This is a genomic window from Lutibacter sp., assembly GCF_033723435.1.
Taxonomy (GTDB): domain Bacteria; phylum Bacteroidota; class Bacteroidia; order Flavobacteriales; family Flavobacteriaceae; genus Lutibacter.
In genome coordinates, this window is sequence record NZ_JAWVXC010000002.1 from 295518 (window position 1) to 310245 (window position 14728).

Below are 14728 nucleotides of genomic sequence, written 5' to 3' on the forward strand. Positions count from 1 at the left end.
ATTTCAGAAATTTATAATAATATAGAAAATGGAAGTTTTAAAAATAGCAACAGCAGGAAGTGTAGATGATGGAAAAAGTACTTTAATTGGGCGTTTGTTATACGATACAAAATCACTAACTACAGATAAATTAGAAGCTATTGAAAAAAGTAGCAAACAAAAAGGATATGATTATTTAGACTTTTCGTTAGCAACCGATGGATTAGTTGCGGAACGTGAGCAAGGTATTACTATTGATGTTGCTCATATTTATTTTTCAACAGCTACTAGAAGTTATATTATTGCCGATACTCCAGGTCACGTAGAATATACACGAAATATGGTTACAGGAGCTTCAACATCACAAGCTGCAATTATTTTAATTGATGCTCGTCATGGCGTAATTGAGCAAACCTATCGTCACTTTTTCATCAATAATTTACTTCGTATAAAAGATGTAATTGTTGCTATTAATAAAATGGATTTAGTTGATTTTTCGGAAGAAATTTACAATAAAATTAAAGAAGATTTTAAAGCATTAGTTGCTAAAAGCGATTACGAAGATCAAAATATTACATTTATTCCGGTAAGTGCTTTAACAGGAGATAATGTGGTTAACCAATCAGAAATAATGAATTGGTATACAGGTAAAACTTTGTTAGAACATTTAGAAGAATTAGATACGCAAGATGTGTATAATAAAGGAGTTATGCGTTTTCCTGTACAGTATGTAATTCGACCAAAAACTACTGATTTCCACGATTTTAGAGGATACGCAGGTAAAGTATATGGAGGTGATATAAATGTAGGAGATGAGGTAGTTGTATTACCATCTTTAACTAAAACCAAAGTAAAAGAAATATATTTTAACAATAAAAAATACGCCAGCGCAACTAGAAGATCTTCTATTACTGTAACTTTAGAAAATGATGTAAATGTTAGTAGAGGTGATATGATTGTGAAAACTAATGAATTACCAAAAGTTGAAAAACAATTTGACGCAACTATTTCTTGGATGGATAATAAACCATTATCCAATGGATCAAAATATGTATTGCAACACGGATCGCATAAAGTACTTGCAAAAGTGTCCAATATTCACCATAAAATTGAAACCGATTTTTCAGGTGTTGTAAATGATATAGTTACTTTAAATATGAATGACATAGCTTCGGTTTCGTTTCAGCTAAATAAGCCAATATTTTTTGATGCTTTTAAAAATAACAGAACAAATGGATCTTTTATTTTAATTGATCCTCAAACTAATAATACTGCCGGAGTTGGTTTTATAAATTAATCCAAACCATATAAAAATCGTAAAATACTTGTAAATAAATGGCATAATGCCTTTATTTGCAGTCTAGTTCATAAACAAATCGATAAAAGTTATTAAGAAAGGCAGAGGGAATAGACCTGTTGAAGCCTTAGCAACCCTTTATTTATAAAGAAGGTGCTACATTCTACCGCATTTAATCTGTGGGAAGATAACACAAGAAACTTCATAAAGAACTTCTTCTTTTTTAATACTATTTATTTGGGCGTTACCGTAAACGGTCGGGCTTTTCGCTATATCTTTTTTTTCAAAAAATGATGTCGCTATAATCCCTAACGCAAAATTTTTGGACTACTAAAATAACCAAGTATGAATACAATACAAGAAGAAATAAAAAAACGAATTTTGGTTCTCGATGGGGCAATGGGAACTATGATTCAGCAATATCATTTTACGGAAGAAGACTATAGAGGTGAACAATTTAAAGACTTTCCTATTTCTGTAAAAGGAAATAATGATATGTTGTCTATAACACAACCAAAGGCAATTAAAGAAATTCATAGAAAATATTTAGAAGCTGGTGCCGATATTATTGAAACCAATACATTTTCAAGCACAACTATTGCAATGGCCGATTATGAAATGGAAGATTATGTATACGAAATCAATTTCCAATCGGCAAAAATCGCCAAAGAAGTTGCCGATGAATTTACTGCAAAAAATCCTAACAAACCACGTTTTGTTGCAGGATCTATTGGTCCAACCAACAAAACGGCTAGTATGTCTCCAAATGTTAATGATCCGGGTTTTAGAGCAGTTACTTTTGATATTTTACGAAAAGCATACAAGCAACAAGTTGAAGCATTATTAGATGGCGGTGTTGATTTATTGTTAGTAGAAACTATTTTCGACACTTTAAATGCAAAAGCAGCTTTATTTGCAATTGAAGAAGTTAAAACCGAACGAAAAATTGACGTTCCAATTATGGTAAGTGGCACAATAACCGATGCTAGTGGTAGAACTTTATCTGGTCAAACAGCAGAAGCTTTTTTAATTTCAGTGGAGCATATTCCACTTTTGTCAATCGGATTTAATTGTGCATTAGGAGCAAAACAATTAACACCACATTTAGAAGTATTGGCATATAAATCAGACCTGCCAATTTCAGCACATCCAAATGCAGGTTTACCAAATCATTTTGGAGAATATGATGAAACACCGGAGCAAATGGCTTCTCAAATTAAGACGTATTTAGATAAAAATATTATAAATATAATTGGTGGTTGTTGTGGTACAACTCCAGCGCATATTAAAGCAATAGCTGATTTGGTAAAAGAATATAAACCTAGAAATATAATTTCTACTAATTAATTTGAAAAATTGATGAAAGAAAAACCAAAAAAATATTTGAAATTATCAGGTTTAGAACCACTAATAATTACTCCAGAAAGTAATTTTATAAATGTTGGAGAACGTACCAATGTTGCAGGTTCACGAAAGTTTTTGCGTTTAATTAAAGAAAGAAAATTTGAGGCAGCTTTGGCAATTGCACGTCAACAAGTAGAAGGAGGAGCGCAAATTATTGATATTAATATGGATGACGGATTGATTGATGGTAAAGTAGCCATGGTTCGTTTTTTAAATTTAATTGCTGCAGAACCTGATATTGCACGCGTTCCTATTATGATTGATAGTTCTAAATGGGAAATAATAGAAGCTGGTTTGCAAGTGGTTCAAGGTAAATGTGTGGTAAATTCTATAAGCTTAAAAGAAGGAGAAGAAGCTTTTATTCATCATGCTACTTTAATAAAAATGTACGGCGCGGCAGTTGTGGTTATGGCTTTTGATGAAATAGGGCAAGCTGATAATTTAGAAAGAAGGATTCAAATTGCAAAACGTTCGTATGATATTTTGGTAAAAAAAGTTCATTTTCCTTCAGAAGATATTATTCTCGATTTAAATATTTTTCCAGTTGCAACCGGAATGGAAGAACACAAAAAAAATGCCATTGATTTTATAGAAGCTACGCGTTGGGTAAAACAAAACTTACCTAATATTAGTGTAAGTGGAGGAGTAAGTAATGTGTCATTTTCATTTCGTGGAAATAATACAGTTCGTGAAGCAATGCATGCGGTGTTTTTATATCACGCTATACAAGCAGGAATGAATATTGGGATTGTAAATCCTACAATGTTAGAAGTTTACGATGAAATTCCGAAAGATTTATTAGAACGTGTTGAAGATGTTATTTTAAATAGAAGGGAAGATGCTACAGAACGTTTATTAACTTTTGCTGAAACCGTCGTTAGCTCTTCCAAAGAACATAAAGTGGATTTAGCTTGGAGGCAAACCAATTTGCAGGATAGAATTACGCATGCTTTAGTAAAAGGGATTGATGAATTTATTATAGAAGATATTGAAGAAGCACGAAATGCTGTTGAAAACCCAATTGAAGTTATTGAAGGAAATTTAATGATAGGAATGAATGTGGTGGGTGATTTATTTGGTTCTGGTAAAATGTTTTTACCACAAGTGGTTAAATCGGCACGTGTTATGAAAAAAGCTGTCGCATATTTATTGCCTTTTATAGAAGCAAGTAAAGATGGTGTAGCCCAAACCAATGGTAAAATTTTATTAGCAACCGTAAAAGGAGATGTACACGATATTGGTAAAAATATTGTAGGTGTTGTGTTAGGTTGTAATAATTATGAAATTATTGATTTAGGAGTAATGGTTTCTCCTGAAAAAATTTTAGAAACTGCAATTAAAGAAAAAGTGGATATTATTGGCTTAAGTGGCTTGATAACACCTTCGTTAGATGAAATGACTCATTTAGCTAAAGAAATGGAGCGTTTAAATTTTAAAATTCCGTTGTTGATTGGCGGCGCAACTACTTCAAAAGCGCATACTGCAGTTAAAATTGACACACAATATTCCAATGCTGTAGTGCATGTTCACGACGCATCAAGAGCTGTAACGGTTGCAGGAAATTTAATAAATGATAATGATACGGCTAAAGATTATATAAAAACAATTAAAGAAGATTATGTAAAAGTTCGTGAAGGATTTGCAAATCGTTCTAAAAATAAAGAATACGTTTCACTTTCAGAAGCTCGAAAAAATAAATTTAAAATAGATTGGGAAACCCAAAATATTGCTACTCCAAAATATTTAGGAATTCAAGTTATAGAATCCATGGATTTAAAAGAATTACTGCCGTATATTGATTGGAGTCCATTTTTTAGAACTTGGGAATTACACGGTAAATATCCTGCTATTTTAACAGATACTATTGTTGGGAAAACTGCAACTAATTTATTTGAAGATGCTCAAAAAATGCTTCAAAAAATAATTTCTGAAAAGTTGTTGAAAGCAAAAGCGGTTTTTGGAATTTTCCCTGCAAATTCAGAGGAAGATACTATTGAAGTTTATACAAATGAAGACAGAAATCAGATTCAAACAACATTTAGAACGTTACGTCAGCAATTAAAAAAGAGAGAAGGCGCTCCACATATTGCATTGGCCGATTTTATTGCTCCAAAAACCACCAACATAAAAGATTATATAGGAACTTTTTGTGTAACTGCAGGTTTTGGAACTGATGAATTGGCAAAAGATTTTGAAAAAAATCATGACGACTATAATGCCATTATGATCAAAGCTTTGGCAGATCGATTAGCGGAAGCCTTTGCTGAATATTTACACCAAAAAGTACGAAAAGATTTTTGGGGATATAATTCTACTGAAAATTTATCGAATGATGAATTAATCAAAGAAAAATATAAAGGTATTCGTCCAGCTCCTGGTTATCCCGCTTGTCCAGATCATACGGAGAAAACAACCATTTGGGAATTACTAGAGGTAGAAGAGAAAATTGGAGTTAAACTTACCGATAGTTTAGCAATGTGGCCAGCCGCTTCGGTTTCAGGATACTATTTTGCAAATAAAAATGCACGATATTTTGGCGTTGGTAAAATTAAAGAAGATCAAGTTATAGATTTTGCAAAGCAAAAAAACAGGTCCGTAGAAACTGCTAAAAATTGGTTGCGACCTAATTTGGCAGAATAATAGAAAAGATTAATAAAATTAAAATGAAAGTAACCGAACATATTAAGCAAGCAAAGGGTAAAACTCTTTTTTCTTTTGAAATTATTCCACCACAAAAGGGACAAAATATTCAGGAGTTGTACAACAGTATTGACCCTTTAATAGAATTTGATCCTCCTTTTATCGATGTTACTACTTCAAGGGAAGAATATGTTTATATAGAAAAGCAAGGCTTGTTAGATAGGAAAATTACCAGAATGCGACCTGGAACCGTTGGTATTTGTGCTTCTATAAAACATAAATATAATGTAGATGCAATCCCACATGTGTTGTGCGGAGGTTTTACCAAAGAAGAAACAGAATATTTATTGGTAGATTGTCATTATTTAGGATTAGATAATGTTATGGCATTGCGTGGTGATGCTATGAAACATGAAAAATATTTTTCACCAACTAAAAATGGACATGCGTTTGCTTCAGAATTAGTTACTCAAATTCATAATTTAAATCAGGGAAAATATTTACATGAAATTATCGATTCGCCATACAAAGCAGATTTTTGTATTGGAGTTGCTGGATACCCAGAAAAGCATATGGAATCTCCAAGTTTAGAAGCAGATTTGCGAAGGTTAAAAGAAAAAGTAGATGCTGGAGCAGATTATGTAGTAACACAAATGTTTTTTGATAATGCTAAGTATTTTAATTTTGTGGAAAAGGCACGAGCTATTGGAATTACAGTTCCAATAATTCCAGGTATAAAACCCATTGCAATTAAGCGGCATTTACAAATACTTCCACAAGTTTTTAAAATTGATTTACCTGAAAGTTTAGTAGTTGAAGTTGAAAAGTGTAATAATAACCAACAAGTTCGTCAAATAGGTATTGAATGGGCTATTCAGCAATCTAAAGAATTAATTTCCAGAGGTGTTCCTGTGGTTCATTTTTATTCTATGGGTAAGTCCGATAATATTAAAGCAATAGCATCCACAGTTTTTTAAAAATCATTTTTAATAATTGCATTATAAATAAAAGTAATATTACTAATGTTGTTATGGTAAAATAATTGTTTATTTTTGTGCAATTAATAATCAGAAACTTATAATTTAAAAATATAGATTATGGCAGTAGAAGTAACAGATGCAACATTTGAAGAAATAGTTTTAAAATCAGATAAACCAGTGATGGTAGATTTTTGGGCAGCTTGGTGTGGACCTTGTAGAATGGTAGCTCCAATTTTAGAGGAATTACATAACAATTATGAAGGTAAAGCAGTAATTGCAAAAGTAGATGTAGATGCAAATCAAAAATATGCAGCTCAATACGGAGTTAGAAATATTCCGACAGTATTAGTGTTTAAAAATGGAGAAGTAGTTGAAAAACAAGTTGGTGTAGCTCCAAAAGCAACATACGAACAAAAAATAAATGCTCATTTATAAAAAATAAGATTTATTTACAATTTTTAAAGCCTGACCAATTTCGGTCAGGCTTTTTTATTTAAAGTACTATATTTACCTAAACTATTTTTTTGAATGGCGGATTTAAAAGAAATAAACATAGCAGAGTTAAAAAGTATTGAATTACTAGCAAAACAAATAGTAGAAGGATTTATTACAGGAATGCATAAAAGTCCTTTTCATGGGTTTTCTGTTGAGTTTGCAGAACATCGATTGTATAATACAGGCGAAAGCACACGTCATATTGATTGGAAATTGTATGCAAAAACAAAAAAATTATTTGTTAAAAAATATGAAGAAGAAACCAATTTGCGTTGTCACTTAATTATTGATAATTCAGCTTCTATGTATTATCCAAAAACAAAAGGCGAACTAATTTCTAATCTTTCAAAAATAAAATTTGCAACTATTGCTTCTGCAGCTTTAATTGAATTGTTAAAAAGACAAAGAGATGCAGTTGGTTTAAGTGTTTATAGTTATAAAAGCGAATATTATGCGCCAGCAAAAGGAAGCGAAAGTCATCGAAGGAAATTGTTTGTCCAATTAGATGAACTTTTGAAAAGCACTTCAAATTCTAGTACAGAAACTTATCAAATGCTGCATGAAATTTCTGAGAAAATACATAAGCGATCATTGGTTTTTTTATTTACAGATATGTTTCAAACAAATAAAAATCAGGAAGAACTTTTTGATGCATTACGCCATTTAAAATATAACAAACATGAAGTTATTTTGTTTCACACATTTGATAGTGAGTTAGAATTAGAGTTTAATTTTGATAATTCTCCTAAAAAATTTGTGGATGTTGAAACAGGGGAGATAGTAAAAATATATGCAAAAAATGTTCAAGAAAAATATCAGTTACAAGTGGAAAATTATTTTAACGATTTGAAATTGAAATGTATACAATATAAAATTGATTATGTTCCAATTGATATCCGTAAAGGGTTTAACCAACTTTTAACTTCTTATTTAATAAAGCGAAACAGAATTTTGTAATATTTTCAATAAAAGTTTTGCTATTAAAAAAAACGCAGTTATATTTGCATCCGCTAACAGCAACGGTTTGGTAGTTCAGCTGGTTAGAATACCTGCCTGTCACGCAGGGGGTCGCGGGTTCGAGTCCCGTCCAGACCGCAAAAAGCCTGATAATCATCTGATTATCAGGCTTTTTAATTTTAATGCTGTTTTTTGTGACGGTATTTGTGTCGTTTAATTTTTTTTAATTAGTATTTTGAAAATTATACTTAAAAAATTATGATTGAGTTCTCTTTGTTTATAACTTATACTGTTTTTCACATGGATATTTAGTTTATCTAATGAAAGTATTATTAAAATGTCCTTTATTTTTTATTTAAATGTAAAATTTAGAAGATTATTTTGATTGTGGAACGATCTTTGTAATTAAATGATTTGCAAACAATTAACATTTTATCAATTAATTTGAAAATTAATTTGTACATTTGCATTGTTCTTTACCTAAGGTCTGGAATTTAAAAAGGTTTCAAACGCTGTACCAGTAATCAGCGTTTTTTTTATGTCCTTATTATTCCCAGTCAGGACTGTTGTTAATTTTTTCGATATTTTCTGCTTCTAAAATTTCATACGCAGTAATAAACCTTGCTTTAGTTTTTTGTTTGTTTACACTTATTACAACAACATAGTTGCCTTTAACAAAATTAACTCTCCTATTATTTAAATAAACTTTTTTATCTCGATGCCATCCAAGTTTTAAAATGGCAGTTTCATCCTGTAAAGTATCTTTAATCCATAGCATTTTCTCTAATCTATTTAATGAGAGGATAGATTTATCTCTCATTTTATTATTTGCACTCTCATAAAAGCAATGATCAAACATATCTTCATAGAAACTAACTTGTATATTATCAAATGTCATTATTGGATTTTCCTTAATACAATATTCATTTTTCCATATCTCTCTCATAGCAGATTCAATATTTTCTTTAGAATAATTTTGAGGTTTTAATTTTTTATAAGCCATACCAACCTCCCTCTAAGTTAATTTTAAAAACATTAAAATGATTTTCCGACTTATAAGTTGGTTGTATGGGGTGTCCTAAATAATCTTCAATTTCTTGAATTAATTCTAGTTTAGATGCACTAGTTATTTTTTTATTCATTTTCCCATTAAGAGCTCCAGTAAATAAATCAGCAAATTGAATACCCAAAGATTCATGAGAGGGTAAAGCTTGAACGTTTTCAATATTGGAAAATAAATTTGCTTTTGAAAGAACATCTTTTAATTTATTAACTCTTGTTAAATCCTTATTTACTTTATGATCTAAAAAAATTGAATAATCATTAAAGCTAAATATCCAATGATGTAATAATTGATAATAGAATTTATAAAAGCTTAATTCGCTATCATCATTATGAAATTTTATTAAATCAATTTTTTCAGCTTCAACGATTATTCCTCTAAATCGAATATCATCTGAAGTAAAGAAATACCCAATTAATTCCTTGTAAAAATCTATTGAAGAAGGTGACACCTTATTCCATTTAATCTCGTTTCGATAACCAAATTCTTCTTTTATACTTTTAATTTTCTCTTTAAATTTATTTCTAAATCCAGAGGGCATCCAAATACTTCCTAAAATAAGATATTTATTAGCTTGACGGTCAGCTAATACTTCAGGACTACTTTCATCACAATATACTTCAAATTTCATAGTCTAAAATCAATTTATTATTTCGAAAATCTTTAACAAAACTGATATGAAAATTAAAATTATCATAAGAGTTAATAAAATTTTACCAAATTTTGAATTTAATAACCAAAACCGAGCATCATTATTTTTATAATTTTCAACATATTAATATATTATATAATACAAATATAAGCCACGATTAAGGGATTTGTAATTTGGTACACTAAATTTCTAAAAATTTAACATTTAGCTTGTTCATATTTTAAATTCCGAAATCATTACTTTTTATAATTATTCATAACAGTCTTTATTCCATTAGCTCCAAAAATAGTATAAGAAATTGTTAAAATCTTTTCAAAAAAATTGTCTATAACATTTATTTTCCTATTAGGCATTAACCAAAATAAAACTACTAAAATCAAAAAGAATATTAGAACGTATAATAGATTTTTGTTCATGATAAATACTTTATTAAATTATATACACACAAGTTGCAATTAGATATCCCAAAAATCTAGGACATAAAAAGGCATCTTAGTTTCTCAAGCTGCAAAAACCTCATTAATGTATTATTAAAAATGTAGTTTTTGCTATTGTTTACAAGGTATATCAAGTGATTTAATTTAAAAAGGACATCATAATTTTAGATCAGTAGCTGCACTAACTTTTTTATTGTTGAAGATTAGTTTTCTATCAGTTTAAGTTTAAAACTGACTACTTTAGTTTTTCTTACTGATTAAATATTGTTGTTGCAACGATATTTGGAAACGTTGCAACAAGTTATTAGAACGTTTTATGAAATATATTAACTCCTTTATTTATATAGGGTTTGTATAGGCTATACTTTAATTTAAGATGTTTAAGATTTGTTGCAACATTCTAAACGACAATACTATTTTTAATCTTCCCATTTACAAAGGGTTCTTCCAACTTTTTTTGCTTTTATTAATGTTATTTTTTCTATTTTATGAGAGCATCTTTTTAATCCTCTGCAATTTTTAACTAAATGATATCTTTTGCTATTTCCTCCTTTACAGATATATACATAAGTGTCTTTTGAAATAAAGGAGGCCGTTAAAAAAAAGATAGATGTTATAAGTAGTGCTTTTTTCATGATTTTTGTCTTAACCTTTTCTAAATATCCAAGGAGCAATTACATTTTGTTGAGACCAAATTCCAATTTTATCACTTTTTGCTTTTTGCTCTAGAAGGTTGTATGAGTTGTCTTTTGAATATTTTTTGAAATGCATTGCTAATCCATTTTTTACTAATTCTTTATTTATGTTTTTGCCTTCAAATTTAATAACAGCAATAAGCCTTCCCCACCTGTCTTTTTTCCCATTAGAGATAACATTTACTGTTTTACCAAAAATATAATCTGATACAAATTGTTTTGCTTTTTTTCCAAAAGGTTGTTTTCTTTCGGGGCAGTCAATATGTTCGAGCCTAATTACAATTGGGACTTTATTAAAAAGAACTTCGATTGTATCTCCATCCTTAACTCCTATAACTTTTGCTGTAAAGTCTTCAGGGTATTTTAAAACTTCAAGTCCTGAAGGGAAGTAATTAGGAATTAATAAAAATAGAAAAACAAAATTCTTTATCATATGTTAATTTTAATTATCTAATACAAAATCACGAATTACTTTTTCCATATTTGAAGGTAAATCGGCATTTTTTATTTTATATTTTTTAACTCCCATTTTATCAAACCAAGACTTCCAATATGTTTTGATAATATCTTCTTCATAAGGATTATTTTTATTTGGGTTTATTCCTAAAACTAAAATTTCTAAATTAGATAAATCTTGGTTTAAAGGTATAAAACCAAAATTATCATTTTCCATTTTAGATTTCCAATTAGAATTATTTAATTTATTCAATTTAATTGTTTCAGGTGTTATATAAGAGCTTAAATTTCCTTCATGAAATTTAGTAGCTTCATGATAAATATAACCGTCAGATAAAATGATTAAAATGTTTCGATAACCATCTTCAACACAATAATCTTTGATTTTATTCTTAAAAAAACGCCAAGTATCAGATCCAATATAATTACCATCTTTAATAGCTAAATTATAAATTTCTTCAGGTAAATTAGAATAAGCATTTTTAATCTCATCTAATAAATCTAAGGAAATATTATCTTTAGTTACTTTATATTTCAATTTTTTAGAAATGGAATTAATTTCTTGATTTAAGGGTTCGGGATCGAAAAAGAGTTGAATTTTATCATTCATACGTCTATTTTTTTTTGTCCCTAGATGTGAACTGAAAACCTGTGCAACACTATTTATATAGCCTATATCTCTTTTATAATAATCCATACTTTCATTTGGATGTTTTATTGGGTCAATTCTATCAGATAAATCAAGAAGGAAACTGATGTTCCAATTGTTTGAAACAGTGATTTTCTTTTTTTGGATTGGTGTTTCTTCCTTTTTTAGTTCTTTTACATCATTGCCTTTGCACCCTAATACTAAAAGTGATGCAAGACAAACTGTTTTTATTGCTAGACTATTCATTTTAAGTATTTTAAGAAAATATTACGTTTTGATTTTTAAAATCTTTTAAATTCAAACTGGATAAGTGGGTTTGGCAAACATCTTCACATTCAGATAATAACTCATCTTTTTGTTTTGCAGGCAACGCAATTTCAGTCCCTATGGCCTGGAACCAACCTTCTTTATATTGAGAATGATAAAGTAGATATTCTTTAATAGGAAATATAAACCCATTTATTTTAGCTTGTAATTGAGAAATATTCCCTTTAATTTCAGTAATATTTTTCTTTAATTCATCTATATTTTTTAACGCTTTATTCTTTTGAGTAAATATATTTTTTATTTCTTCCTTTTTAGACCTTATAAAAGCATTGATTTTATCCAGATTATCATATTCTTTCATTATAAAATCAAAAACTAAACCCCAAATTAAATACACTACAAATCCAGCAAAAATAATCATCCAAAATTCAGGCTCTTTAATTGCAATTCTAAAATTAAAATCGGGTGTAGTAGGTGTTCTATTAAAATCATAAATCTTTTTTTCAATGATAAAAGCCAACAATCCATCGAAAGAAAATGTAATCATGAACAATCCAATTAATTTTATGATACTAATAATTGATTTGCTTTTTTGCATCATATGAATTAAATATCCCAATCCTAAAAACACAAATGGTATTGTTATCACTAATATACCTTCTAACCAACTAGCTTTAAAAGAGTCTGTTAAAGCATTTGCATCAAATATTGCAGCAGTTAGACTATCATCAGTGAATATTTTAAAAAAGGCAGAATAGGAGGCAGAGATATAAAAGACAAACAGATATATGGTAATTGGTACTAATAATGCAAGACCTATATATAGAAGAGCTTTAGGGTTTTTATCTACATCTATCCCGAAATCTTCGGGATTTTGCCTGACTTTAACAATATCACTTTTTGCTATTTCAATTTTATCTCTATAATTCTTGACTTTTCCTTCTTGAATACCTTTTAAAGTTTCAATTTTTTTTAATTCGGTGTTTTGTCTTTCTTTTTCTTCTTGAAAAGGCTGTTTTAGCCTTCTTTGTTCTACTTCTTGATTTTTACATTGATTTTCAAAACTGTTATAAACATTCTCTAAACAAGCTTTTAAAACTATTGGTTTTCCTGTAGCTTTTTGGGAAGCAGCAAAACCACTTTGGTAATATGTAATTCTAATTTGTTCTTTATGCTCTTCATTATTTTCATAAATATTTTCTTCATTTTTTTGTTTATTAAACGCGAATAAATTTTTAAGAGTTCCCATATTACAAAGTTTTTATATCATTAATTATATCCTCTTTTTTCACACCTTCTTTTGCTCTCGTTAGCAAATAAGAAGCCAACTCATCTATATTTTCATTTAAAAATTCAAATCGTCTACAATATTTTTTTAAAGTATTTCGTTCATCTTCAGTTTCTTTTCCATCGGCCCAAATCATTAGTGCCAGGTCATATAGATATTCTATCCTTTTTTCTAAAGTTTTTGGTATTGAAACATCATTTGTAGGGTGTAGTAATATATGATTTAGTTGATCTTCACTAACACCCCTTTGTTGTGCAAAGGAGTATAACATTTGTAGTTCTAGAACATCAAAATTATCATCTGAAAATGCCATTTGATAAAGTCTTAAGAAGTGAGCTTTTAATTCTGCTGAAATCATAATATTATTCATTAAATTTAAATTACTTGATATAGTTGTTATATAAATTATTAGTAAGACAAAAGTTCTTAATAGCCATTACTCTTTCTATTAGGGTTTTGTTTTGACCAATGAAAAATCACCATTTTAAAGTTTTTTTACTTGCCTTGTTCTGTTCATTATACATCATTAAAATTGTAGAGTAATTGCACATTCCAATATTGCAATAGGTTTTGATAACATCTTTCAAAAGGGATGTATTAGAGGCTTTGGTTAATTCTTTAAAAGCCTTTAAATTTTCTTGTTCCATCATTCTTAATGTTGATGGGTCATCCATTCCAATAGCAGAATAATCATCTTTTACTTGCTTTTTTATATATGAAATTACCTTTTGTTTGTTTACTTCATTTGGAATAAAACCTATTGGGCTAATAAAAGATTGAGCAAATAGATTTAATGTGAAAAGCATAATACCGAATGATAATATTGTTTTTTTCATAGTAAATAGTCTTTATTTTTTGAGTTCTTCAATTTTTTTCTTTGCTGTATTAAATGCAGTTTTAAGTATTAAAGGATCCTTTATGAATATAGTGTTATCAGAACCATATTTCTCTAATACTAGGTACCAGCCAATTTTTTTATCACTAACATAATATCCTAGGCTTAATCCATCATCAGTAATAAATTTATTTTCTAAATAATCAGGATTAATTGCTTTATCATTAATTGCCTCAGCTTCTAACGTTTTTAGGGATTTAAGGATTTCTTGTAAATCTTCATATGCTATTGATGCAGTTTTAGTACCATATTTACTTTTTTTTGAAATTTGATAAAAAAGTTGAACTTCATTACCGCTAATTAACTTTCTGATTTTGGTTTTTGCAACTCCATAGGTAAGGGGTAAATCAGGAAGTGAAAAATCAATATATTTAATAATTACTCCTTTTTTTGAAGTAAAGGCTTCCATTTTAGTCACGTCTTTTTTTATTTCTTTTTTGGTTCCTTGAGCACAAGAAGTAATAGAAATAAATAGAATGCTGATAAGTAATATTTTAATTTTCATCTTTTATTTTTTAAAGTTTGTCAATCCAAATTTAAACTCATTAAAAAACAAAACCTTACGGATTTCCGT

Annotated in this window: 15 protein-coding genes, 1 tRNA gene and 1 riboswitch; of the genes, 7 read left to right on the forward strand and 9 right to left on the reverse strand. The window is 28.9% G+C overall.

Going from position 1 to position 14728, the window contains the following annotated elements:
* The first annotated feature begins 28 nt into the window (after positions 1-28).
* From R3342_RS04260 to R3342_RS04290, 7 genes are all read left to right on the forward strand, one after another.
* Positions 29-1276, forward strand: coding sequence for a sulfate adenylyltransferase subunit 1 (locus R3342_RS04260; RefSeq protein ID WP_318938436.1), 1248 nt, complete (start codon positions 29-31; stop codon positions 1274-1276).
* Between the two features lie 86 nt (positions 1277-1362).
* Positions 1363-1470, forward strand: a riboswitch (SAM riboswitch).
* Between the two features lie 151 nt (positions 1471-1621).
* The gene (locus R3342_RS04265) at positions 1622-2623 is read left to right on the forward strand and encodes a homocysteine S-methyltransferase family protein (protein WP_318938437.1); all 1002 of its coding nucleotides are present in this window, start codon (positions 1622-1624) and stop codon (positions 2621-2623) included.
* A 12-nt stretch (positions 2624-2635) separates the two neighbouring features.
* Positions 2636-5320, forward strand: a complete 2685-nt coding sequence (metH, locus tag R3342_RS04270) for a methionine synthase (protein ID WP_318938438.1) — start codon at positions 2636-2638, stop codon at positions 5318-5320.
* Between the two features lie 23 nt (positions 5321-5343).
* A complete protein-coding gene (gene metF, locus R3342_RS04275; RefSeq protein ID WP_318938439.1) occupies positions 5344-6297 on the forward strand; it encodes a methylenetetrahydrofolate reductase [NAD(P)H] in 954 nt (317 codons plus the stop codon).
* Positions 6298-6417: 120 nt separating this feature from the next.
* On the forward strand, positions 6418-6735 hold the full coding sequence (gene trxA / locus R3342_RS04280) for a thioredoxin (RefSeq protein WP_318938440.1): 318 nt from the start codon (positions 6418-6420) through the stop codon (positions 6733-6735).
* Between the two features lie 93 nt (positions 6736-6828).
* Positions 6829-7752 (forward strand): DUF58 domain-containing protein, encoded by a 924-nt coding sequence (locus tag R3342_RS04285; protein ID WP_318938441.1) that lies wholly within the window; start codon positions 6829-6831, stop codon positions 7750-7752.
* Positions 7753-7816: 64 nt separating this feature from the next.
* A tRNA-Asp gene (locus tag R3342_RS04290) sits at positions 7817-7890 on the forward strand.
* Between the two features lie 409 nt (positions 7891-8299).
* Here the strand turns inward: R3342_RS04290 and R3342_RS04295 are convergent.
* From R3342_RS04295 to R3342_RS04335, 9 genes are all read right to left on the reverse strand, one after another.
* Positions 8300-8755, reverse strand: coding sequence for a hypothetical protein (locus tag R3342_RS04295; RefSeq protein ID WP_318938442.1), 456 nt, complete (start codon positions 8753-8755; stop codon positions 8300-8302).
* Positions 8745-9446 (reverse strand): DUF3800 domain-containing protein, encoded by a 702-nt coding sequence (locus tag R3342_RS04300; RefSeq protein WP_318938443.1) that lies wholly within the window; start codon positions 9444-9446, stop codon positions 8745-8747. Before R3342_RS04300 ends, R3342_RS04295 begins: the two co-directional genes overlap by 11 nt.
* Positions 9447-10323: 877 nt before the next feature.
* Positions 10324-10539, reverse strand: coding sequence for a hypothetical protein (locus R3342_RS04305; protein WP_318938444.1), 216 nt, complete (start codon positions 10537-10539; stop codon positions 10324-10326).
* A 10-nt stretch (positions 10540-10549) separates the two neighbouring features.
* On the reverse strand, positions 10550-11032 hold the full coding sequence (locus R3342_RS04310) for a thermonuclease family protein (RefSeq protein ID WP_318938445.1): 483 nt from the start codon (positions 11030-11032) through the stop codon (positions 10550-10552).
* A gap of 9 nt (positions 11033-11041) precedes the next feature.
* Positions 11042-11950, reverse strand: a complete 909-nt coding sequence (locus R3342_RS04315) for a hypothetical protein (RefSeq protein WP_318938446.1) — start codon at positions 11948-11950, stop codon at positions 11042-11044.
* A 10-nt stretch (positions 11951-11960) separates the two neighbouring features.
* Complete coding sequence (locus R3342_RS04320) at positions 11961-13220, reverse strand: ABC transporter permease (protein ID WP_318938447.1); 1260 nt, start codon at positions 13218-13220, stop codon at positions 11961-11963.
* Position 13221: 1 nt separating this feature from the next.
* Positions 13222-13617 (reverse strand): hypothetical protein, encoded by a 396-nt coding sequence (locus R3342_RS04325; protein WP_318938448.1) that lies wholly within the window; start codon positions 13615-13617, stop codon positions 13222-13224.
* A 118-nt stretch (positions 13618-13735) separates the two neighbouring features.
* Entirely contained in the window at positions 13736-14095 is a 360-nt protein-coding gene (locus tag R3342_RS04330; RefSeq protein ID WP_318938449.1) for a hypothetical protein, read from the reverse strand.
* A 12-nt stretch (positions 14096-14107) separates the two neighbouring features.
* Entirely contained in the window at positions 14108-14659 is a 552-nt protein-coding gene (locus R3342_RS04335) for a hypothetical protein (RefSeq protein ID WP_318938450.1), read from the reverse strand.
* Positions 14660-14728 lie beyond the last annotated feature (69 nt).

Bases quoted from the DNA above. Each gene is read 5' to 3' on its own strand.
- R3342_RS04260 (WP_318938436.1), top strand. From the start codon at position 29: ATGGAAGTTTTAAAAATAGCAACAGCAGGAAGTGTAGATGATGGAAAA.
- R3342_RS04265 (WP_318938437.1), top strand. From the start codon at position 1,622: ATGAATACAATACAAGAAGAAATAAAAAAACGAATTTTGGTTCTCGAT.
- metH (WP_318938438.1), top strand. From the start codon at position 2,636: ATGAAAGAAAAACCAAAAAAATATTTGAAATTATCAGGTTTAGAACCA.
- metF (WP_318938439.1), top strand. From the start codon at position 5,344: ATGAAAGTAACCGAACATATTAAGCAAGCAAAGGGTAAAACTCTTTTT.
- trxA (WP_318938440.1), top strand. From the start codon at position 6,418: ATGGCAGTAGAAGTAACAGATGCAACATTTGAAGAAATAGTTTTAAAA.
- R3342_RS04285 (WP_318938441.1), top strand. From the start codon at position 6,829: ATGGCGGATTTAAAAGAAATAAACATAGCAGAGTTAAAAAGTATTGAA.
- R3342_RS04295 (WP_318938442.1), bottom strand. From the start codon at position 8,755: ATGGCTTATAAAAAATTAAAACCTCAAAATTATTCTAAAGAAAATATT.
- R3342_RS04300 (WP_318938443.1), bottom strand. From the start codon at position 9,446: ATGAAATTTGAAGTATATTGTGATGAAAGTAGTCCTGAAGTATTAGCT.
- R3342_RS04305 (WP_318938444.1), bottom strand. From the start codon at position 10,539: ATGAAAAAAGCACTACTTATAACATCTATCTTTTTTTTAACGGCCTCC.
- R3342_RS04310 (WP_318938445.1), bottom strand. From the start codon at position 11,032: ATGATAAAGAATTTTGTTTTTCTATTTTTATTAATTCCTAATTACTTC.
- R3342_RS04315 (WP_318938446.1), bottom strand. From the start codon at position 11,950: ATGAATAGTCTAGCAATAAAAACAGTTTGTCTTGCATCACTTTTAGTA.
- R3342_RS04320 (WP_318938447.1), bottom strand. From the start codon at position 13,220: ATGGGAACTCTTAAAAATTTATTCGCGTTTAATAAACAAAAAAATGAA.
- R3342_RS04325 (WP_318938448.1), bottom strand. From the start codon at position 13,617: ATGATTTCAGCAGAATTAAAAGCTCACTTCTTAAGACTTTATCAAATG.
- R3342_RS04330 (WP_318938449.1), bottom strand. From the start codon at position 14,095: ATGAAAAAAACAATATTATCATTCGGTATTATGCTTTTCACATTAAAT.
- R3342_RS04335 (WP_318938450.1), bottom strand. From the start codon at position 14,659: ATGAAAATTAAAATATTACTTATCAGCATTCTATTTATTTCTATTACT.